Genomic DNA, 20,827 nt, shown 5'->3' with positions numbered 1-20,827 from the left:
ATCCGATCCGGAGGCTGTCTCGTTATCCTCTGAGAGCGCCTCTCAGGGCGCCTGCGCCGATCCCGGTGCGCCATCCGCGACCAGAACGAGAGACGCCGCGTGCCCAGAGACACGATGTCCGCCAAGAACCGCGCCCGCCAGGAGAAGCTCGAGGCCTACCGCCGGGAGCAGGAGAAGCGCAAGCGGAGCGGTCGCATCTGGATCTGGTCGCTCTCCGCCCTCGGCGTGCTGGCCGTCGGCGCGATCGTGGCCGTCACCGTCTTCGGCAACCAGCAGATCGTCGAGGCGCGGCAGATCGACGGCCTGCAGACCTTCGAGAACGATGCGACCCACGTCGCCGGCACGGTCGACTACCCGCAGACCCCGCCCGCGGGCGGCCCGCACAACTCCGTCTGGATGAACTGCGGCGTCTACGACCAGCCCGTCCCCAACGAGAACGCGGTGCACGACCTCGAGCACGGAGCCGTCTGGGCCACATACGACCCCTCGCTCCCGCAGGCCGAGGTCGACGCGCTGATCGCCGCGATGCCCGACACCTACGCCGTGGTCTCGCCCTACGAGGGTCTCGAGTCGCCGATCGTCCTCAGCGCCTGGGATGCGCAGGTCGCCATCGACTCCCCCGACGACCCCCGCATCGACGCTTTCATCGAGCGCTTCTGGCAGTCGTCCACCGCGCCCGAGCCCGGCGCGCCCTGCACCGGGGGCATCGACGCCCCCGGCAAGCAGTGATGGCCCCCGCGAGCAGCAGAGGTCGACTCCTCCTCGCGGCCGTCGCCGTCGTCGCCCTGCTCCTGGGCACGGCCGGCGGCTACGTCCTCGGCGCCATCGCCCCGTTCTCGCAGGCCGCGACCCCCTCGAGCACCAGCGCCGAAGCGGGCTTCGCGCGCGACATGCAGGTCCACCACCTGCAGGGCGCCCAGCTCGCGCTGATCGCGCACGAGCGCAGTGCCGACGACGAGGTGCTGACCGTCTCGAAGGACATCCTGCTCACCCAGCAGCAGCAATCGGGCCAGCTCTTCGGCTGGCTGACCTCGTGGGGCCTGCCGCAGGCCTCCCCGGAGCCGTCGATGACCTGGATGGGGCGCCCGACGCTCGCCGGCGCCGCCGATGAGCACTCGTCGATGGGCATGGGCACCGAGGACGGCGTCGTGCCGTCGAGCATGCCCGGCCTGGCGACACAGGATCAGATCGACGAGCTGACCGCCGCCTCCGGTCGCGACCTCGACCGCCTCTTCCTGCAGTTGATGATCACCCACCACCGCGGGGCGATCGACATGGCGGAGGCGCTCCTCGCCCGCAGCCGCGTCACCGTCGCCACGGACTTCGCCACCTCCGTCGTGAAGGCTCAGGAGGCCGAGATCTCCCTGATGGAGCAGATGCTCGCCGACCGCCCCGCCGCCTGACCTCTTCCAGGTAGAACCACCTCGCTCGAGCCGTCATCTGCGGTTCAGCTGTGCGCGGTGCTCCGCGATCGGACTGCTCCCCGATCTCGAGAGGCTTCCTCATGACCGACTCCACTGCTCGCGACTCCGTCGTCTGGCCGCCTCCGCTCCCCTCGACGCAGAGCGCCGGCGCGAAGAAGCGCCGCGTGGTTCCGCTGTGGATGCTCGTCGCGGCGTCCGCGACCGCGCTGGTGCTCGGCTCCGCGATGGGCACCGGCGCCGGCGCGTCCGGTACCGCCGAGGTGCAGGAGCAGCTCGACGCCGTGCAGACGGAGCTGGTTGCGTCGCAGGAGACGTTCGGCGCTCAGGCGGAGGCGGCCTACGAATCCGAGACGGCCCGACTCGCTGCCGAGAAGGACCTGGCCGCCGCCGAGGCGACCGTCGTCGCGCTGCAGTCGAAGGTCGACGCGCTCACTACTGACGCCTCGTCGTCCGCGACGACGATCGCCGCACGTGACGCGCGGATCTCGGAGCTCGAGGCGGCCGCCGCCACCCGTGCCGCGGCACCCGTGGCCGTCGCCGACGTCGCGCCTGCCGCCGCCGCTCCCGCTGCCGCAGCTCCGGCATCCTCCGCCTACTACGCGAACTGCGATGCGGTCCGCGCCGCAGGAGCGGCACCGATCACCACAGGAGATCCCGGCTACAGCCGCAAGCTCGACCGCGACGGCGACGGGGTCGGCTGCGAGTCCTGACCACTCAGGCGCCGACGGCTGTCTCGACCTGCTGGGCGTACAGCGAGGCGTAGAGTCCGGCCCGCTGCAGGAGCTCGGCGTGGGTGCCCGATTCGACGATGCGGCCGCCGTCGACGACGTGGATCACGTCGGCCGACACGACCGTCGAGAGGCGGTGCGCGATCGCGATGGTGGTGCGTCCGCGGGAGGCGTCGTCGAGCGCCGTCTGCACGATCCGCTCCGAGACCGTGTCGAGGGCGCTGGTCGCCTCGTCGAGGATGAGCACCGCCGGGTCCTTCAGCAGCACCCGTGCGATCGCGAGCCGCTGCTTCTCGCCGCCCGAGAGCCGGTAGCCGCGCTCGCCGACGAGGGTGTCGTAGCCCTCGGGGAACGAGGCGATCGTGTCGTGGATGTTGGCCGAGCGCGCCGCCGCCTCGAGCTCCTCCTGCGTCGCGTCGGGACGCGCGTAGCGGAGGTTGTCGGCGATCGAGGCGTGGAAGAGGTAGGTCTCCTGGCTGACGATGCCGATGTGCGACACGAGCGAGGCCTGCCGCAGCTCGCGCACGTCGGTCCCGGCGAACCGCACGGAGCCTCCTGTCACGTCGTAGAGACGCGGCACGAGGTACGAGATGGTCGTCTTCCCGGCGCCGGAGGGCCCGACGAAGGCGACGAACTGACCCGGCGCGATCGAGACCGAGACCCGGTCGAGGGTCGGCCGCGCCTCGTCGGTCTGGTCGGGGTAGCGGAACACGACCTCGTCGAGCTCGACCCGGCCGAGCTCGCCGCTGACGTCGCGCGCGCCGGCGCGGTCGGCGATCGCCGGACGCAGGTCGAGGTACTCGAAGATGCGCGCGAACAGGGCGCCGGCGGTCTGAAGGTCGAGCGCGACGCGCATCAGGCCGAGCAACGGCCACATCAGCCGCGCCTGGACCGTGGTGAACGCGACCACGGTGCCGGCCGTCACCGTGGTCCCGCCGAGGATGAGCCACGCCGCGACCAGGTAGACGACGACGGGGATCACCGAGAGGAAGATCTGCACCATCGCGAAGAACCACTGACCCGACATCTGCTGGCGCACCTGCAGGTCGATCTGGCGGCCGTTCTCGTCGGCGTAGCGGGTCACCTCCGACTCCTGCCGACCGAAGCTCTTGGCGAGGAGGATGCCCGAGACGCTCAGGGTCTCCTGCGTGATCGCCGTCATCTCGGACAGCGACTCCTGCGTCTTCGTCGCGATGCGGGCGCGCACCTGACCGACGCGGCGCTGCGCGATCACGAGGACGGGGGTGAGCACGAGAGCGACGATCGTCATCTGCCACGAGAGCAGCAGCATCGCCACGACGGCCGCGATCACCGTGACGGTGTTGCCGAGCACACTCGAGACGGTGTTCGTCAGCACGCTCGCCACGCCGCCGACGTCGTTCGCGAGGCGCGACTGGATGACTCCGGTGCGGGTGCGGGTGAAGAAGCCGAGCTCCATCGCCTGGAGGTGCCGGAACAGCCGGATGCGCAGCTCGCCCATCACCGTGTTGCCGACCGTCGCCGTGAGGTAGGTCTGCCAGACGCCGAGGACCGCCGAGAGCGCCCAGACGAGCACCATGATCCCGACGAGCTCGAGCAGCACGGGGAAGTTCGGCCGGCCCCCCGGAGGGAAGAGCCCCCGGTCGAAGGCGAGCTGGGTGAGGAGGGGCGGAACGACCGTCAGTGCCGCGCCGACGAGCACGAGCGCGACGGTCAGGGTCAGCTTGGAGCGGTGGTCGCGGAACAGCTCGGCGATCCGGCGGAACAGCCCGTCGATGCGCGGGGCGTCGGCGTTCATCTGCCGCTGACTCTCGGAGTCGCCGCCCGAGATCCTGCCGCGCCCCGCTCCGCCGCGCATCCCGCCGCCTGCCGCGACGTCACCCATCCTGCTCATCGCTCGACCCTAACCCCGCCCACCGACACCACCCGCGGCTTCCGCCCACGGCGAAGATGTGCTGGGGCGGGCGCCCGCAGAACGACGCCGGCCCGGTGATCCTGAGAGCAGGACCACCGGGCCGGAGAAGCGGATCTGACGACCGTCAGCCCTTGGTCGCGCCGGCCAGGAGGCCGCGGACGAAGAACCTCTGGAGGCTGAAGAAGACGATGAGCGGGACGATGATCGAGATGAACGCGCCGGCCGTGAGGAGCTCCCACGACTGCCCGTACGACCCCGAGAGGTCCTGCAGTGCCTTCGTGATCGGCAGCCCCTGCCCGGAGGTGAACACCGTCGCCACCAGCAGGTCGTTCCAGACCCAGAGGAACTGGAAGATGCCGAAGGACGCGATCGCCGGGACCGAGAGGGGCAGGACGATCCGGAAGAAGATCTGCCCGTGTCCGGCGCCGTCGACGCGGGCCGCCTCGATGACCTCTCCCGGGATCTCCGAGATGAAGTTGTGGAGCATGAAGATCGCGAGCGGCAGCGCGAAGATCGTGTGCGCGATCCACACCTTCGCGTACGAGCCGTCCAACCCGTTCACCCCCAGCCCCGGGAGGATGTAGAGGTTGCCGATGCGCAGGCCGTCCGAGAACAGCTGCAGCAGCGGCACGAGGGCCATCTGGATCGGCACGATCTGGAGCGAGAACACCAGGACGAAGAGCGTGTTGCGGCCCTTGAAGTCGATCCACGCGAAGGCGTACGCGGCGAGGCTCGCGATCGTGATCGGGATGAGCGCTGCGGGCAGCGTGATCACGAGCGAGTTCACGAACGCCTTGCCCAGGGTCAGGCTGTCGCCCGAGTTGAGGGCGTTGACGTAGTTGTCGAGAGTGAACCCGGGGTTCGCGAAGACCGTCCACCAGCCGGTGGTCTTGATGTCGTTCGCAGGACGGAACGACGAGATGAACAGGCCGAGCGTCGGAATGGTCCAGATGACCGCGATGATCAGCGCCGCGATCGTCGCTCCGCGAGAGGTGGTGGCCTTCTTGACCTTGCCGCTGGCGGCCTCGATCTTCGACTCGCCACGGGCCAGGCGACGCTCGGTGGTGCGGTCGACCGGGACCTGGATCGGGGTGGGTGTGGCGGTCATCGGATCTCCCTCTGCTTCGCGAGCTGGCGGGCGTTGTAGACGACGATCGGCAGGACCAGCAGGAACAGGATGACCGCGAGGGCCGCGCTGTAGCCGCTGCGGGCGCCGAGCTGGAACTGACGGACCATCTCGAACGCGAGGACCGTGGTGTCGGAGCGGCCGCCGGTCATCGCCGAGACGATGTCGAAGACCTTGAGCGACGCGATCGAGATCGTGGTCAGCACGACGACGATCGAGGAGCGGATGCCGGGGACCTGGACGTTCCAGAACGACTGCCAGGCGTTCGTGCCGTCGAGCGACGCCGCCTCCAGCTGCTCGGCCGGCACGCCCTTGAGCGCCGCCGACAGGACCGTCATGGCGAAGCCGGCCTGCGTCCAGATGAGCACGACCACGAGGAACAGCGTGTTCCAGGGCTCGAGCCCCAGCCAGTCGACCGGAGTGGCGCCGAACGCGGTCAGGATGCCGTTGAGGACACCGATCTGCTCGCCCTGGCGGACGTCGTAGAAGAACTTGAAGATGATCGACGCGCCGACGAACGAGATCGCCATCGGCATGAACACCAGCAGCTTGAAGAACTTCTCGCCGCGGCTCTTGTCGATGAACACCGCGTAGGCGAGGCCGATGGCCGTCGCCGTGATCGGCGCGAGCAGCACCCAGACCACGGTGTTGAGGAACGCGGTGACGCCGTCGGGGCTCGTGAACACCCAGACGAAGTTGTCGAGGCCCGCGAAGCCCGAGCCGTCGTTCTTCATGAACGCGTTGAACGCGGTCGTGATCGTCGGGTAGATCAGGCCGATGAGGATGAAGAACGCGGCGGGCGCCATGAAGGCGATCAGCTGCAGTGCGTACCCCGCGCCTTTGCGGGAGCGGAAGTCGAGCAGGAAGAGGATGCCGCCGAGGACGGCCGCGACGACCGCGACCCACATGACGGAGTTGTACAGGCCGAACGCGAAGAGCAGGGCGACCGGGATCACGACCGAGACCGCGAGGCGGAGGACCGTGTAGCCCGTCCCGCGACGCGGGGCGACCTCGACGAAGAAGAGGATGATCGCCACGACCGCCGCGAAGGCGATCAGGATGAGCGGGATCTGCGCGAGCGGGGGGATGCTCGCCAGCCACTGGAAGAATGCGGACATGGACGCCCTTTCGAGTGCGACTCTGAACTCAGGTGAAGCCTAGACCCGCGGTCCGCCGGGCGGACATCGGGAGCAGGACATCGGACGAGGGCCGCCGCCCAGTGAGCGGCGGCCCTCGTGCTCGTGGCTGCTAGGAGGTGTATCCGGCCTGGATCTCCTCGAGCACCTGGTCGGTGCTCGATCCGTCGATCCAGTCGACCATGCCCTTCCAGAAGCTGTCGGCGCCCACGGACTTCGGCATGAGGTCCGATCCGTCGAAGCGGAACGTGGTGTCCTCGCTCTGCAGGATGCCGATCGAGTCCTTCAGGATGTCGCTGCCGGCGTTCGCGGCGTCGAGGCCCTTGTTGGCCGAGATGACTCCACCGAGCTTGACGCGGCTGTTGGCCCAGTCAGCGCTGGCCAGGTACTCCTGGACCTTCGCGGTGTCCTCGTCGTTCGAGAAGGCGGCGACCATCTCGCCACCACCGGTGACGGCCTGGGGGTCGTCGGCGTTGGTCGGCGGGGTCAGGAAGGCCCAGACGTCGCCGTCCTCGGCCACCGTGGCGCCGGCCGAGATCAGGAAGCCCTCGAAGAAGGACGCCTGGTGGGTCAGCGCGCAGGTGCCGTTCGCCACGTTCTGCGCGACGTCGCCGAACGCCGTGGAGTTGATCGACGAGACGTCGCCGTAGCCGGCGTTGACCAGGGTCGGGTCGAGGAGGATCGAGCCGACGGAGTCGAACGCCTCCTTGATCTTCGGGTCGGTGAACTCGGTGTCACCCGCGACCCAGGAGTCGTAGACGTCGGGGCCGGCCTCGCGGAGGACGGCGTCCTCGATCCAGTCGGTGCCCGGCCAGCCGGACGCCTCACCGGAGTTGAAGCCCGCGCACCAGGACGGTCCGCCCGTCTTCTCGGCGATCGTCTTGCCGAGCGTTTCCATCTCGTCCCAGGTCTTGGGAACCGAGACGCCCCACTCGGCGAACTTCTTCGGCGAGTACCAGATGTAGCCCTTGACGCTCGCCATCAGCGGTGCGCCGTACTGGGTGCCGTCGACCTGGCCGTACTTCTGCCAGTCCTCGGACCAGTTGTCCTGGACGTTCTTGAGCGCGCCCTCGGGGAGCTCCTGCACCTTGCCGGAGGCGACGGTGTCGGCGAGCAGACCGGGCTGCGGGAAGATCGCGAGGTCGGGGGTGTCTCCACCCTGGACCTTGATGCCGATCTGCTTCTCGAACTCCTTGTCGCCGGTGTACTTGATGTCGATGCCCGACTCCTCCTCCCAGTCCGCCCAGGACTGCTCGAGAAGGGTGGCCTCATCGCCGTTGATGGTGCCGTAGACGTTGACGACGCCGTCGGCGGTGCCGACGGTCCCGGCTCCGCTGCCGCCGCCGGCGTTGGGGTCGTTGGGGTCACTGCTGCTCGAGCAGCCAGAGAGCGCGATTCCGGCGGCTGCCAGGACGGCGACCGGGACGGTGATACGGCGGTGCAGGGATGACCGCATACTTCCTCCTCATTGAGTGGTGGATCAGCTTCGATCCGCTGGCATCGCCGCGAGCGGCACCCATCCGGGTGACCGGAGGGCTGTGGCGGCTCGAAGCGGGTGTCGCGACGACTCGGATGCTGGTGATGGTGACGCCTGGAGGAACTCCGAGCGGATCACCGGTTTCGTGTGGGCGGGTTCCCACGGAGGGAAACCTTTCCACAAGATCGATGAAATCACAACGACTGCGATAGAGCGCTCTCTGAGATAACGATTCGGCGTCGAACCGCGCATCCAGCGGGTTCCGACACCGTGTGACCGGTCTCATCAGCGCGCCACCTCCCGCATTCGGGGTATAAATTCCTGGAACCGTTTCCAGCACCGACGCCGGACGGTCGGGAGGGTCACGACGTGCCGGGCATCGAAGAGGTCGCCGAACTCGCGGGAGTCTCGAAGGCGACGGTCTCGAGGGCGCTCAGCGGCCGCGGGTACGTCTCGGCGAGCACCAAGCAGCGGGTCGAGGGTGCAGCAGCGAGCCTCGGTTACGTCGTCTCGGCGAACGCCTCGAGCCTGGTCACCGGTCGCAGCAACAACATCGCCGTCGTCATCCCCATCATCAACCAGTGGTTCTTCGGCGGGATCATCGAGGGCATCGAGCACGCCCTGCTCGCGGCGGGCTACGACCTCCTGCTCTACAACATCGACAAGCAGCTCGACGCGCGCCGCAGCGTCTTCGAGTACTACCTCGTCCGCAAGCGCGTCGACGCCATCGTCGCGGTCACCCTCGAGATCTCACCCGACGAGACGGAGGCCCTGCTCGCGCTGGGCAAGCCCGTGGTCGGCATCGGCGGCGAGCTCCCCGGCATCCCCACCTTCAGCATCGACGACGTCGCCGCTGCGCGCCTGGCCACCGAGCACCTCCTCTCGCTCGGCCACGAGCGCATCGTGCACATCGGCGGTCTCGCGGAGGAGGAGATGGACTTCCACGTGCACACCAAGCGCCGCGACGGGTTCCGCGAGGCGATGGAGGCGGCCGGCCTCACCTCCGACCCGGCCTCGTTCGTGCCGACGCGGTTCGACATCCCCGGCGGCCACCGAGCCGGACGACAGGTGCTCGGCGACCCGAGGACTCGACCGACCGCGATCTTCGCCGCCTCGGACGAGATCGCGATCGGCATCATCCTCGCGGCGCGCGAGCTCGGCCTCTCCGTCCCCGAGGACGTCTCGGTCATCGGGATCGACGACCACCCGCTCGCCGAGCTGTTCGGGCTCAGCTCGATCCGGCAGGATCCGCGCCAGCAGGGCGAACTGGCGGTCCAGCTGGTCCTGGAGGCGCTGGCCGCGAGTGCGCGCGGAGAGACCCCTCCCCCGGCGTGCCACACCACCATCCCGGCCACGCTGGTGATCAGGACGAGCACGTCGACGCCGCGGGGAGTCAGAATCGGAGCATGACCGATCGAGAGACGCCCACCGTCCGCGACGACCAGGAGCGCTCGCGCTTCGAGATCGCGGTCGGAGGCGAGACGGCCGGCTTCGCGGCCTACCTGCGGCGCGGCGACGAGGTGGTCCTCACCCATACCGTGATCGACGACGGCTGGGAGGGCCGGGGCCTCGGCGGCATCCTCGCCCGCGCCGCGGTGCTCACCGTGACGGAGGCGGGGCTCACCGTGGTCCCGCGCTGCCCGTTCATCGCCGCATGGCTACGCAAGCACCCCGAGGTCGACGTGCGCGTCCGCTGGCCCGAGGACTGAGCGCGGACCTCAGGGGCGGGGGGCGACGACCAGGCGCTCGTGCATGATCTCGACCGCGCGCTCGAGGACTCGGCGGTCCTCCGGCGAGAGGTCGTCGAAGATCGGGGTCAGGGCGTCGCCGAGCTGGGAGCGCCAGGCCGTGAGGGCGTCGGCTCCGGCCGGGGCGAGGCGGATCTGCCAGGCGCGGGCGTCGATCGGATCGGCGATGCGGTCGAGCCAGCCCGACTCGACGAGGTTCTTCACGATCTTGGTCATCGTCGGCTGCGACACCCGGCTCTGCACCGCCAGCTCGCCGAGGCGCATCGGGCCCATCGACAGCAGCACCGACAGGGTGCGCCAGACGGCCTGCGACTCCTGGTTGTCGGTCGCCTGCGCGGCGAGGCGGGTGATGCGGTGCGTCACCGAGACGAAGTCGCTCAGCAGCTCGCTCAGCGAGACCTCGCTGGGCGGGACGTCACGGGCCGGCAGGCCGGCGAGCGGATCGGGAGCAGTCACGCCTCCGATCCTAGAGCCCGCGCGGCGGCGGGCCCGCGGCGAGGTCGACGGCCGGGAACGACGAAGGGCGCCGTCTCCGAGGAGACGACGCCCTGTGCCCACTGATGCGCCGCGAGGGGCGGAGCAGAGCAGACCGGCGTGAGCCGGAAGGGAACTGCTTACTTGACGGTGACGGTCGCGCCGGCAGCCTCGAGCTGAGCCTTGGCCTTCTCGGCGGTCTCCTTGTTGACGGCCTCGAGGACAGCCTTGGGGGCGCCATCGACAACGGCCTTCGCCTCGCCGAGGCCGAGGCTGGTGAGCGCGCGGACCTCCTTGATGACCTGGATCTTCTTCTCGCCGGCGGCCTCGAGCACGACGTCGAACTCGGTCTGCTCCTCGACCTCTTCGACGGGGGCGGCCGGACCGGCAGCGCCTGCAGCCGCGACGGGCGCGGCGGCGGTGACCTCGAAGACCTCTTCGAACTTCTTGACGAACTCAGAGAGCTCGATGAGCGTGAGCTCCTTGAAGGCCTCGATGAGCTCGTCCTGCGTGAGCTTTGCCATGATTTTTCTCCTAGTTTTTCTTGTCTACGAACCGCGTGCGCACCGTCTCCCGAGAGGGACGGATCAGCTCGCGGACTCCTGCTTCTCGCGCAGTGCCTCGACCGTGCGAACGGCCTTGGACAGCGGCGCCTGGAACAGATATGCGGCACCGAACAGCGAGGCCTTGAAGGCGCCGGCGAGCTTGCCGAGCAGAACTTCGCGGGACTCGAGGTCGGCGAGCTTGCCCACCTCTTCTGCGGTCAGAGGGTTACCGTCGAAGTAACCGCCCTTGACCACGAGCAGAGGGTTTGCCTTGGCGAAGGCACGCAGCGACTTGGCCACGGCGACGGGGTCGCCGTGCACGAACGCGATGGCCGAGGGGCCGGCGAGCTCGTCGTCGAATGACGTGATCCCGGCGTTGTTCGCCGCGATCTTGGTCAGCGTGTTCTTCACCACGGCGTAGGTCGCGTGCTCACTGATGTCCTTGCGCAGCGTCTTCAGCTGAGCAACAGTGAGACCGCGGTACTCGGTCAGCAGAACGGCGGTCGAGCTCTGGAACTTGTCCGTGAGCTCGGCGACCGAGGCTTCCTTGTTCGCCATGGTTACTCCTGTGAATTCTCGTGCCGGTAGCCCGAAGCAGGCAAAGAAAAAAGCTCCGGCGCAGGAGCGCGGGAGCTTCGGGGATCGCGATGAATCGCAGTACTGAATCTCTTGCACACCTGCGCGGGCCATTCGCTCTGCGAATCCTTCGTCCGGTGGCGGTTTCGCAGGGCCCAGGGCCTTGCTCGCGCGCACACCGGAAACCGGCGGTCTTTGGCTTCGGAAAGCGTACGACGTGCTGGGGGTGCGGCGCAAGTCGGAGTCGGCGCGCGGACGGAGGATCCTGGAGTCATGACCTCCACGCCGGCCAGCGACGCCGCCATCGCCTCGGTCGAGGGCGAGCTGAGCACCCTCCTCACCCGCGTCAGGGCGGCGATGCGCTCGTACGCCGAGCAGCTGCATCCCGAGCTGACCGCCCTGGGCTACCGGACGCTGTCGGCGCTGGACCGGCGCGGGCCCCTCCCCTCCGGCGCGCTGGCGGAGCTGCTCGAGCTCGACAAGTCGACACTCAGCCGGCAGATCACCGCGCTCGACCGGTTCGGGTTCCTCATCCGGGCGCCCGATCCCGGCGACGGACGCGTGACCATCCTCGCGGTCACGGAGGAGACGGCCGCCCGGCTCAGCGAGATCCGCAGCTCGAACCAGGCGCTGATGCACGAGGAGCTGCGCCGCTGGGAGCACGGCGACGTCGAGCTGTTCGCGAGGCTGCTGCACCGGATCAACGCACTCGACTTCGACGGCGGCAGGTCGTGACGGCGGCGCTACCACCGCGGGGCGAGTCGGGCAATCGGGGTCCCGCGGGGCGGACGACTGCGTAGCGTCGACCGGGATGGATGCCCGCGACCTCCCGCCCCTGCCCGACGACGTCGACGGCGCGCTCGCGCTGGCCCGCACGATCGCACGCGACGCGCCGCTGCCCGGCTCCGGCCGCACCGCAGAGCTGCTCGGCCTGCTGGAGCGCCTCGCGCGGCACGACCTCGGTGTCGCCCGCGCGATCGAGCCGCACCTGGATGCGCTGGCGATCCTCGCGGAGGCGGGGCTGGGCCCCTCCGACACCGGCATCGCCGTCGAGGCGACCTGGGGCGTGTTCGCCGCGGAGGGCGGTGACGAGCCGCTCGTCGCGCGACCCGACGGCGACGGCTGGCTGCTCGACGGAGTGAAGCCGTGGTGCTCGCTGGCCGACCGCCTCGACGCGGCGCTGGTCACCGCGCACGTGGGCGACGCCTCCGGTCAGCGCCGGCTCTTCTCCGTCGGCCTGGGCGACGGGCGGGCGACTCCGGAGGCGGGCGCCTGGCATCCGCGCGGCCTCATAGAGATCCCGAGTGGGCCGGTCCTGTTCCGCGCGGCCCGGGCCAGGGCGGTCGGCGAGGCCGGCTGGTACCTCTCACGGCCGGGCTTCGCCTGGGGCGGGATCGGGGTGGCGGCCTGCTGGTACGGCGGGGCGCTCGGAGTCGCGGCAGCGGTCGCACGCGCGGCCTCGCGGCGCGAGGATCCGCACCTGCTCGCGCACCTCGGCGCGATCGACACGGCGCTGTCGGCCGCCCGGCGCGCGCTCGACGAGGCCGCGCTCCTGATCGACGGCGGCCGAGCCCGGGGCGCCGCCGGATCCCTGCTCGCCAAGCGCGTCCGCGCGAGCGTCGCGGGGGCGGTGGAGGAGATCCTCCTGCGCGCCGGCCGAGCGCTCGGACCGGCGCCCCTCGCCCTCGACGCCGAGCACGCGAAGCGGGTCGCCGACCTCCTCCTCTACGTCCGTCAGCACCACGCCGAGCGCGACGACGAATCGCTCGGGCGCGCGGTGCTCTCCTCCGGGAGCGCAGAGCAGTGGTGAGCTTCGACGGCCACCTCGAGGGCACTCCCCTCGAACGGTGGCGGGACGACGGCCGGCTCGACCGGCTCCCCCTCCTCGAGCACGGACTGCTCGCGGCGCCCACGATCGACCGGGTCCTGGTCGTCGTCGCGCACGCGGACGACGAGACGCTCGGCTGCGGCGGCACGATCGCGCTCGCGCGGCGGCTCGGGACCCCGGTGGACGTCGTGATCGTGACCGACGGAGCCGCGGCGCACGGCGACGCCTCCGCCGATCTCGCCGCCGAGCGCAGGGTCGAGGCCGAGCAGGCGCTCGCGGAGCTCGGTGCGGGCATCGGGCTCGGCTTCCTCGAGGTGCCGGACTCGGCGACTCCCGAGCACCGCGACCGCATCGCCGACGAGGTGCGCTCGCGCGCCTCCGGGACGGCGGGGAGCGTGCTCCTGCTCTCGACCTGGGAGCGCGACGGGCACCGCGACCACCGCGTCGTCGGTGAGATCTGCGCCGAGATCGCCGCCGAGCTCGGCCACCCCGCGCTCGCCGCGCCGATCTGGCTCTGGCACTGGGCGGATCCGTCGCACGAAGAGGTGCCGTGGACCGCTCTCGTGCGCGTCGAGCTCGACGCCGAGGCGCGCGAGCGCAAGCGCAGCGCCCTCGAGCGCTACGGGAGCCAGACCTCTCCCGGCCCGGGCGGGACCGACGCCGTGCTCCACCCCCTCTTCCTCCGGAACTTCGCGGGAGACGACCGGCTGGTGCGGATCGCATGACGCCGACCTTCGAGCGCCTCGGCTCCGAGAGACTGGGGACGTGACGATGAGCTACTTCGACCAGCTGTACGAGCGGCACGAGGACCCCTGGGGCTACACGAGCCGCTGGTACGAGGAGCGCAAGCGCGCCCTGACGCTCGCGAGCCTGCCCGAGCGGCGCTACGGATCGGTGCTCGAGATCGGCGCCTCGATCGGCGTGCTCGCCGAGGCGCTCGCGGAGCGCGCCGACCGGCTGCTCGCGATCGACGTCTCGGCGGCCGCGGTCGACAGGGCGGCCCGGCGGCTGGCTCCGCTCGCGCACGTCCGCGTCGAGCACCACGACATCACCCGTGGCGTGCCGGAGGGGCCGTTCGACCTCGTCGTGCTCTCGGAGGTCGGCTACTACCTCGGGGCCGCGGCGCTCGAGGACGCGCTGGCGGGGATCCTCGGACGCCTCTCCCCCGGCGGCGAGCTGGTCACCGTCCACTGGCGGCACCCGATCGAGGGCGTCGAACTCGACGGCGACGCCGTGCAGCGCGCAGTCGGTCGGCTCGGCCTGCACAGGCTGGTGCGGCACGAGGAGGAGGACGTGCTCCTCGAGGTCCACACCCGCGACCACCGCTCGGTCGCGCGGCGGACGGGACTGCTGTGATCGACGACGCACTGAGGGAGCGCACCGTGACGGAACCCGGGCCGATCGAGGAGATCCTCGTCGTCGTGCCCGCGAATGACGAGGAGGAGCGGATCGGGCGCCTGGTGTCCTCCGTCCTCGCGAGCGCCGAGCACCTCGCGCGCTCGCACCCCTCCGTCTCGACGCGGCTCGTCGTCGCAGCCGACGGCTGCACCGACGCGACCGTCGAGCGCGCCCTGGCCGCCGGCGCCGAGGTGCTCGAGATCGAGCGCTGCGGAGTGGGTGCCGCCCGTTCGGCGGGGATCGAGCACGCTCTCGCCGGCGCGACCTCCCCCTCGGCCCGCCTCTGGCTGGCCAACACCGACGGCGACACCGTCGTGCCCCTCGACTGGCTGCGCGTGCACGTCGAGCACGCCCTCGAGCACGACGCCCTGCTGGGCACCGTTCGCCCCGAGCCCGCCGACCTCGACCCGGAGGCGTACGGCCGCTGGCGCGACACCCGCGCTCGCGAGGAGTCGATCGGCAGCATCCACGGGGCCAACCTCGGGGTGCGGGCCAGCTCGTACCTCGCTGCAGGCGGGTTCGGCGCGGAGGAGCTGCACGAGGACGTGAGGCTGGTCGAGCGGCTGCGTGCGCTCGGCGCCGTGATCGGCGCGACCGACCGGGGCGAGGTGGTCACCTCGGGCCGACGCGACAACCGGGTCACGGGCGGCTACGGCGCCTATCTGCACGAGCGGTTCTCGAGCGCCGCCCCGGCCTGCTCCTCCGTCTGACAGGGTCGGCGCGCACGCGTCGCACGACGACGGGGGTCGCTGTCAATGGTCGGGGACTGAATTGTCACGGATCCCCCCGGAGAGTCACAGTAGGTGTCGAGCACGACCCGGTGCTCCTCTGTCGGAAGGGTCACCGCATGAATCCCCGCCTCGTCCTGCTGGCGCTCGTCGCTCTCGCCGCCTACGTCTTCGGTGCTCGCGCCGGACGCGGACGCTACGAAGAGCTCCGTCATCTCGCACTCGGTGTGTGGAACGACCCCGCCACGAAGAAGACCCGCAAGAAGCTCAAGAAGTCCTCGAAGCGCGAGGCGAAGCACTTCGCCAAGGTCGCGGCCAAGGCCCGCGACAAGGTGCAGCGCTCGATCCGCTGACCGGCACCACTCGACTCACGACGCCCTCACGACAGGCGTCGCCCGCTCGCATCGGAACGGCCGATCGGGCACGGACACTAAGGAGAAAACATCATGGGAATCATCGGATGGATCGTTCTCGGCCTCATCGCCGGGGCACTCGCCAAGCTCATCCTCCCCGGCAAGCAGGGCGGTGGCTGGATCATCACCATCATCCTCGGCATCGTCGGCGCACTGCTCGGCGGATTCATCGGCGGAGCGCTCTTCGGGCGCGACGACCCGATGGGCTTCAACCTCGTCAGCATCATCCTCGCGGTGGTCGGCGCGATCATCGTGCTGCTGATCTACGGCGCGATCACCGGCCGCAAGTCGCGCGCGTAAGCACTCCCTCGAAGGCCCCCGGCATCCGTGCCGGGGGCCTTCGGCGTTCCCGGCTCCCGGTGTTCGCGGGCCGCGCAAGGCCTTGCAGCTGGGAGGGCCCGGGGCGTGAACTGGTCTTCGGCCGCCTGCATCACGACGCGGCCGACCCCCGACGAAAGGACGCTCGAGTATGAGCACGGACACCACCGTCCCCACGATCACCCTGAACAACGGAGTCGAGATCCCGCAGCTGGGATTCGGCGTGTTCCAGATCGACCCCGCCGAGACCAAGGACGCCACTCTGGCGGCCCTCGAGGTCGGCTACCGCCACATCGACACCGCCGAGATGTACGGCAACGAGGCCGGCGTGGGCGAGGCCGTGCGCGCCTCCGGGCTCGACCGCTCCGAGGTCTTCGTGACGAGCAAGCTGAACAACGGCTTCCACGCCCGCGAGGACGCTCTCGCCGCGATCGACGTCACCCTGGGCGAACTGCAGTTCGACTACGTCGACCTGTTCCTCATCCACTGGCCCCTGCCCAAGGTCGGCGACTACCTCGAGACCTGGAAGGCGATGGAGGAGATCTACCGCAGCGGCAAGGCGAAGGCGATCGGCGTCTCCAACTTCCAGACCAATCACCTCAACCGACTCCGCGCCGAGGCGACGATCGTCCCGGCCGTGAACCAGATCGAGGTGCACCCCTACCTGATCCAGGAGGAGCTGCGCGCGTACGGCACCGAGCACGGCATCGCCATCGAGGCGTGGTCGCCGATCGCGCAGGGTCTCGTCCTCGACGATGAGGCGATCGTGCGCATCGCGCACAGCGTCGACCGCTCCCCCGCCCAGGTCGTGCTGCGCTGGCACATCCAGCGCGGCGACATCGTGTTCCCCAAGTCGGTGACGCGCGCCCGCGTCGAGGAGAACTTCGCGCTCTTCGACTTCGAGCTCGACGACGAGTCGATGACGGCCATCACGGCGCTCGACCGCGGGCACCGCACGGGCCCCGACCCCGACACCTTCAACTACATCCCGGAGTGACACCCGGCCGGGTGATCCTCCGCTCGTGATACGACGTTCGGCTCGCAGAATCCACGGATTCCTGCGAGCCGAACGTGTTCGTGCGAGCCGAACGTGCTCGGGACGCGCGTCAGTTCTGCGAGTCGCGCCAAGAGTGCTCGGGGGCGTAGCCGAGGACCTCGCGGGCGTGGTCGATCGACAGCAGGGTGTCGTTCACTCCCAGGTCGCCGCGGGTCTCGACGCCGGGGAACACCTCGGCGACGAGCTCGGCGTTCGAGCGGGTCATCACGGTGTCGGCGGCCGCGATGATGAAGCGGTCGTAGCCGGTGGCGTCGAGCTCGAGGGCCTTCTCGACCGCCTGCGCGCCGTCGCGGCCGTCGATGTAGCCCCACAGGTTCCACTTGCGGGCCAGCGCGTCGGAGTCGAACGACGGGAACTCGGCGTAGTCGGCCTCGTCCATCACGTTCGAGAAGCGCAGGCCGATCATCTTGAGGTCGGGGTGCCAGCGGCACAGCTCGACGGCGAGCGCCTCCTCGAGCACCTTGGTCAGCGAGTACACCGACTCCGGGCGGGCCGGGTACTTCTCGTCGACGGGGATGTAGGGCGGCGCCTCGTCGAACGGCAGACCGAGGACGGTCTCGCTCGACGCGTGCACGATGGTGCGGATCCCCGCACGGATCGCCGCGTGGAAGACGTTGAAGGTCGACGTCATGTTGTTGTGGAAGGTGGCGATGTCGGGCGCCATGCCCGGCGCCGGGATGGCGGCGAGGTGCACGAGGGCGTCGATACCGTCGTACTGGTCGTTCACCGACTGCAGGGCGTCGACGACCTGGCCGTAGTCGGAGACGTCGATGCGGATGAAGCCCGCTCCGCGCTCCCCCGCACGATCGAGGTCGAACACGTCGTGGCCTGATGCGCGGAGGCGGGCGACGACGCTGCGGCCGAGCTTGCCGGATCCTCCGGTGACTGCGATTCTCATGCGTCGAACGCTAACGGTCCGACCCCGTCCGCGGGGAGGGGTGGCGGATCACTCGCGGGAGTGGAGGGAGATTCCGCCGCCGACCTCGGGGGTCGTCTCGTCGGCCACGAGCTCGGTCCAGCGCTTCAGCACGCTCGCGCCGGCCTCGTCGTTGACCAGGCCGTCGACCACGAGAATCGGGTAGGGCTTCTCGGGCACGCCCTCGGCCGGCCGCACGTCGACGTGGGCCACGTCGTAGGCGTGCTCGAACAGCCAGTCGGCCATCGCGTAGTCGCTCCGGGAGTCGCCGACGGTGCGCCAGCGCTGCGGGATCGCGCCGGTGGCGCCGAGCAGCTCGACGGCGCGCTGGGCGCCCAGGTCCTTGCCGAGACGGTTCGACTCGATGTCGGTCGAGATGACGGTGGGGTCGATGCGGTACTGGACCTTGCCGGCGTCGTCGGGGTAGCGGATGCCGCGGCGCTCGACTCCGAGGCCCGCTGCGGTCATGATCTGCAGCGCGTCGGCGTCGAACACGAGCTGGCGCTCGAGGTAGTCCTCGCTCGAGAGGTCGACGAGCTGCTCGGCCGACACCATCGCGCGCTTGGTCTCGTCGAAGAAGACCAGGTCGTCGTAGTCGGAGCGGATCATCCGCTCGAGATCGCGGGCCACCGCCTCCGGGATCGCGAGCGACTCGTCGACGATCGGCTCGGAGGTGCCGCGGTAGTCGACCGTGAACCACACGGCGCCCTTCTCGCAGACGCACACGATGCGGGCGTCGGCCGAGACGCCGCGCTCGAGGAGGGAGGGCAGCACCCGCTCGCGCAGGAACGCGTCGGAGCGGCCGGTGTTGAAGACGATCGGGATCCCCGCGTTCGCGAGCGTCACGAGGTCGTCGGCGATGGCCGGGATCGAGATCGTGCGGGTCACGGGGCTGGCGATGGGGCCGTCGACGTCGAGGAGGAGGCCGAGCGGAGGCGGTGTGGTTGTCATCCCCACCCATTCTGCCGTGCTAGCTCCTCCGACCTGCCCCGCGAGATGCCTCTTCGGTACGGGTTCGTCGGCGTGTCGCGTACCCGAGTGGCATCTCGCGGAGGAGACCGGGGCGTCACACGCACGAAACGCACCGCCCCTACGCTCGGGGCGTGATCCCCCTCGTCATCGACACCGACACCGCCGCGGACGACTGCTTCGCCCTGCTCATCGGCCTCCTCGACCCGCGCGCCGATCTGCGCGCGGTCACGATGGTCGCCGGCAACGTGGGCTTCGACCAGCAGCTGCACAACGCCTTCCTCACCATCGCACTGGCCGGTCGCGCCGGGGAGGTGCCGGTGCACCTCGGCGCCCGGACCCCGCTGCTGCGCCCCTGGGTGAGCGCGACCGACGTGCACGGCGACGGGGTCGGCGGGATCCGCCGCCCCGAGGACGGGCAGACTCCCGACGCCGAGCACGCCGTCGACGCGCTCATCCGGCTGGCCGCCGAGCACGCGGGCCGGCTGCGGATCGTCGCGATCGGCCCGCTGACCAACATCGCGCTCGCCGCGCGCAAGGACCCGTCCTTCGTCGGCAACGTGGAGCGGCTGACGGTGATGGCCGGGTCGATCAACGGCCGGGGCAACATCACTCCGGCCGCCGAGTTCAACGTCTACGTCGATCCGGAGGCGGCCGCGATCGTGACCGAGGCGGGCTTCGCGGATCTGCGGTTCGTCACCTGGGACCCTCTGACCCTCCGCGACGCCGTCTTCGACGCCGACCGCGTCGCAAGGATCGCCGAGGCGGGTACCCCGCTCTCGCAGTTCTTCGTGCGCGCCAACCGGGCGACCTTCGACTTCGACGTCCGGGTCGGCATCGACGGGTCGACTCATCCCGACTCGCTCTCGGTGCTGCTCAGCCTCGACGAGGACATCGTGCTGGCCGAGCGGCACTACTCCGTCGCTGTCGAGACCGATGGGCGCGCGACGCTCGGGGCGACGGTCTTCGACTGGAAGGCGACTCCCGAGATCGCGAATGCGACGGCGGTCGAGCGGATCGACGGGGAGCGGTTCTTCGAGTACCTCCGCGCGCTGCTCGCGACCGAGCCGGCGACTCCGGAGGCGGTGCGCGCCGCGATCAGCGCCTGACCGCTCACTCCTCGAGGGGCCGGCCCGCCGCCTGCACCCCGGCGACGATGGCCGCCGAGACCGCCTCGGGATCGAGATCGACGACCAGGCGCGTCGAGCCGGACGCGTCGGGCGTGAACGTCGTGAACCCGTCCTCCTCCGGATCGCCGCCGAGGCCGACGGTCACCGCCCCCGGCTCCGACAGCGCGACCAGCTCGGGGCGGAGGAGCGCCAGCACGGTCACCGGGTCGTGCGGCACGTTCCAGGTCTCGCTCCAGAACTCCCACCACTGCCGGATGTCGCGGTGCAGGGCCTCGCCGAGCGCGCCCGCCGCGCGGATCTCGTCGAGCTGCTCCGCCCGCATCGCGATGCGCTGAGTCACCTCGAGGCCCGCGATCACGGTCGGGATGCCGGCCGCGAAGACGGTGCGCGCCGCGTCGGCGTCGCTCCGGATGTTGTGCTCGGTCTCGCCCGTGCCGAACGCGCCGCCCATCAGCCACAGCCGGCGGACGGAGCCGGCGAAGCGGTCGTCGCGCCGGATCGCGGCGGCGATGTCGGTGAGCGGCCCGACGGCGATCACGTCGACGGTGCCGGGCTCCGCGGTGACGAGGCGGACGAGGGCGTCCACCCCCGACTCCGCCGAGACGCTCTCGCGCTCGAGCCCCTCGTGCAGAGTGCCCTCGTGCCCGGCCCACCAGACCTCGCGGCCCGAGTGCGTCGCCGACTCGCCGGCGTGCACGTCGAGGTGCCGCCCCGCGAGGCCCGCGTAGCGCTGCGCGAGGCGGGCGCGGAGGAGGGTGTCGCCGTAGACGGTCGTCACCGCCAGCAGGTCGATCGAGTCGGAGGCGCCGAGGAGCAGCGCGAGGGCGAGGGCGTCGTCGACGTCGGTGCCGAGATCGGTGTCGAACACGACGCGGGGGCGGGGTGCGGTCATGCGCACAGCGTGCCACGGATCGTCATACGGACGATACAAAACGTTTTGTA

24 protein-coding genes are annotated in these 20,827 nt (G+C 70.3%); 14 read left to right on the top strand and 10 right to left on the bottom strand.

Annotation, left to right across the window (positions count from 1 at the left end):
- The first annotated feature begins 99 nt into the window (after positions 1-99).
- From ASG06_RS10280 to ASG06_RS20490, 3 genes are all read left to right on the top strand, one after another.
- Complete coding sequence (locus tag ASG06_RS10280; RefSeq protein WP_231727675.1) at positions 100-729, top strand: DUF3105 domain-containing protein; 630 nt, start codon at positions 100-102, stop codon at positions 727-729.
- Positions 729-1,403: a DUF305 domain-containing protein gene (locus tag ASG06_RS10275; protein WP_056041689.1), complete on the top strand. Its 675-nt coding sequence runs from the start codon at positions 729-731 to the stop codon at positions 1,401-1,403. Before ASG06_RS10280 ends, ASG06_RS10275 begins: the two co-directional genes overlap by 1 nt.
- Positions 1,404-1,504: 101 nt before the next feature.
- The gene (locus tag ASG06_RS20490) at positions 1,505-2,134 is read left to right on the top strand and encodes an excalibur calcium-binding domain-containing protein (protein WP_056041687.1); all 630 of its coding nucleotides are present in this window, start codon (positions 1,505-1,507) and stop codon (positions 2,132-2,134) included.
- Positions 2,135-2,138: 4 nt separating this feature from the next.
- Here ASG06_RS20490 and ASG06_RS10265 read toward each other — a convergent pair whose 3' ends face one another.
- The 4 genes from ASG06_RS10265 to ASG06_RS10250 form a co-directional block, all read right to left on the bottom strand.
- Complete coding sequence (locus ASG06_RS10265; protein WP_056041685.1) at positions 2,139-4,016, bottom strand: ABC transporter ATP-binding protein; 1,878 nt, start codon at positions 4,014-4,016, stop codon at positions 2,139-2,141.
- A gap of 154 nt (positions 4,017-4,170) precedes the next feature.
- Positions 4,171-5,154, bottom strand: coding sequence for a carbohydrate ABC transporter permease (locus tag ASG06_RS10260; protein ID WP_056041683.1), 984 nt, complete (start codon positions 5,152-5,154; stop codon positions 4,171-4,173).
- Positions 5,151-6,290 (bottom strand): carbohydrate ABC transporter permease, encoded by a 1,140-nt coding sequence (locus ASG06_RS10255; protein ID WP_056041681.1) that lies wholly within the window; start codon positions 6,288-6,290, stop codon positions 5,151-5,153. Before ASG06_RS10255 ends, ASG06_RS10260 begins: the two co-directional genes overlap by 4 nt.
- Positions 6,291-6,420: 130 nt before the next feature.
- On the bottom strand, positions 6,421-7,764 hold the full coding sequence (locus ASG06_RS10250) for an ABC transporter substrate-binding protein (protein WP_056041679.1): 1,344 nt from the start codon (positions 7,762-7,764) through the stop codon (positions 6,421-6,423).
- 390 nt (positions 7,765-8,154) lie between these two features.
- On the opposite strand from ASG06_RS10250, the gene ASG06_RS10245 reads away from it, so the two are divergent.
- Together ASG06_RS10245 and ASG06_RS10240 are read left to right on the top strand one after the other, a co-directional pair.
- Positions 8,155-9,195 carry a LacI family DNA-binding transcriptional regulator gene (locus tag ASG06_RS10245; protein WP_056041677.1) on the top strand — a complete coding sequence of 347 codons (1,041 nt, stop codon included), beginning with the start codon at positions 8,155-8,157 and terminating at the stop codon, positions 9,193-9,195.
- Positions 9,192-9,494 (top strand): GNAT family N-acetyltransferase, encoded by a 303-nt coding sequence (locus tag ASG06_RS10240; RefSeq protein ID WP_056041675.1) that lies wholly within the window; start codon positions 9,192-9,194, stop codon positions 9,492-9,494. The genes ASG06_RS10245 and ASG06_RS10240 overlap by 4 nt, the downstream gene beginning before the upstream one ends.
- Positions 9,495-9,503: 9 nt before the next feature.
- On the opposite strand, the gene ASG06_RS10235 is transcribed toward ASG06_RS10240, so the two are convergent.
- The 3 genes from ASG06_RS10235 to rplJ form a co-directional block, all read right to left on the bottom strand.
- The gene (locus tag ASG06_RS10235; protein WP_231727674.1) at positions 9,504-9,989 is read right to left on the bottom strand and encodes a MarR family winged helix-turn-helix transcriptional regulator; all 486 of its coding nucleotides are present in this window, start codon (positions 9,987-9,989) and stop codon (positions 9,504-9,506) included.
- A 158-nt stretch (positions 9,990-10,147) separates the two neighbouring features.
- Complete coding sequence (gene rplL, locus ASG06_RS10230) at positions 10,148-10,531, bottom strand: 50S ribosomal protein L7/L12 (RefSeq protein ID WP_056041673.1); 384 nt, start codon at positions 10,529-10,531, stop codon at positions 10,148-10,150.
- Positions 10,532-10,594: 63 nt separating this feature from the next.
- Positions 10,595-11,110, bottom strand: a complete 516-nt coding sequence (rplJ, locus tag ASG06_RS10225) for a 50S ribosomal protein L10 (RefSeq protein WP_056041671.1) — start codon at positions 11,108-11,110, stop codon at positions 10,595-10,597.
- Positions 11,111-11,401: 291 nt separating this feature from the next.
- On the opposite strand from rplJ, the gene ASG06_RS10220 reads away from it, so the two are divergent.
- From ASG06_RS10220 to ASG06_RS10185, 8 genes are all read left to right on the top strand, one after another.
- Positions 11,402-11,863: a MarR family winged helix-turn-helix transcriptional regulator gene (locus ASG06_RS10220; protein ID WP_056041669.1), complete on the top strand. Its 462-nt coding sequence runs from the start codon at positions 11,402-11,404 to the stop codon at positions 11,861-11,863.
- Positions 11,864-11,939: 76 nt separating this feature from the next.
- On the top strand, positions 11,940-12,938 hold the full coding sequence (locus ASG06_RS10215) for an acyl-CoA dehydrogenase family protein (protein WP_056041667.1): 999 nt from the start codon (positions 11,940-11,942) through the stop codon (positions 12,936-12,938).
- On the top strand, positions 12,935-13,681 hold the full coding sequence (locus ASG06_RS10210) for a PIG-L deacetylase family protein (RefSeq protein ID WP_162239023.1): 747 nt from the start codon (positions 12,935-12,937) through the stop codon (positions 13,679-13,681). Before ASG06_RS10215 ends, ASG06_RS10210 begins: the two co-directional genes overlap by 4 nt.
- Before the next feature lie 46 nt (positions 13,682-13,727).
- A complete protein-coding gene (locus ASG06_RS10205) occupies positions 13,728-14,312 on the top strand; it encodes an SAM-dependent methyltransferase (protein ID WP_056041662.1) in 585 nt (194 codons plus the stop codon).
- Positions 14,313-14,338: 26 nt separating this feature from the next.
- Entirely contained in the window at positions 14,339-15,064 is a 726-nt protein-coding gene (locus tag ASG06_RS10200) for a glycosyltransferase (RefSeq protein WP_162239022.1), read from the top strand.
- Between the two features lie 137 nt (positions 15,065-15,201).
- Positions 15,202-15,435 carry a hypothetical protein gene (locus tag ASG06_RS10195; protein ID WP_056041658.1) on the top strand — a complete coding sequence of 78 codons (234 nt, stop codon included), beginning with the start codon at positions 15,202-15,204 and terminating at the stop codon, positions 15,433-15,435.
- A gap of 93 nt (positions 15,436-15,528) precedes the next feature.
- Positions 15,529-15,795, top strand: a complete 267-nt coding sequence (locus ASG06_RS10190) for a GlsB/YeaQ/YmgE family stress response membrane protein (RefSeq protein WP_056041656.1) — start codon at positions 15,529-15,531, stop codon at positions 15,793-15,795.
- A gap of 169 nt (positions 15,796-15,964) precedes the next feature.
- Positions 15,965-16,810, top strand: a complete 846-nt coding sequence (locus tag ASG06_RS10185; protein WP_056041654.1) for an aldo/keto reductase — start codon at positions 15,965-15,967, stop codon at positions 16,808-16,810.
- Positions 16,811-16,919: 109 nt separating this feature from the next.
- On the opposite strand, the gene ASG06_RS10180 is transcribed toward ASG06_RS10185, so the two are convergent.
- The gene (locus ASG06_RS10180; RefSeq protein WP_056041652.1) at positions 16,920-17,768 is read right to left on the bottom strand and encodes an NAD-dependent epimerase/dehydratase family protein; all 849 of its coding nucleotides are present in this window, start codon (positions 17,766-17,768) and stop codon (positions 16,920-16,922) included.
- A gap of 48 nt (positions 17,769-17,816) precedes the next feature.
- The gene (locus tag ASG06_RS10175) at positions 17,817-18,737 is read right to left on the bottom strand and encodes a hypothetical protein (RefSeq protein WP_056041650.1); all 921 of its coding nucleotides are present in this window, start codon (positions 18,735-18,737) and stop codon (positions 17,817-17,819) included.
- 152 nt (positions 18,738-18,889) lie between these two features.
- On the opposite strand from ASG06_RS10175, the gene ASG06_RS10170 reads away from it, so the two are divergent.
- Positions 18,890-19,864, top strand: coding sequence for a nucleoside hydrolase (locus tag ASG06_RS10170; protein WP_056041649.1), 975 nt, complete (start codon positions 18,890-18,892; stop codon positions 19,862-19,864).
- Between the two features lie 4 nt (positions 19,865-19,868).
- Here the strand turns inward: ASG06_RS10170 and ASG06_RS10165 are convergent, their stop codons facing one another.
- Positions 19,869-20,777, bottom strand: coding sequence for a nucleoside hydrolase (locus ASG06_RS10165; RefSeq protein WP_056041646.1), 909 nt, complete (start codon positions 20,775-20,777; stop codon positions 19,869-19,871).
- Positions 20,778-20,827 lie beyond the last annotated feature (50 nt).

Source organism: Rathayibacter sp. Leaf185, from assembly GCF_001423885.1.
Lineage (GTDB): Bacteria > Actinomycetota > Actinomycetes > Actinomycetales > Microbacteriaceae > Rathayibacter.
The sequence above is the reverse complement of the archived record's forward strand: the minus strand, read 5'-3'. Positions and strand labels throughout refer to the sequence as shown.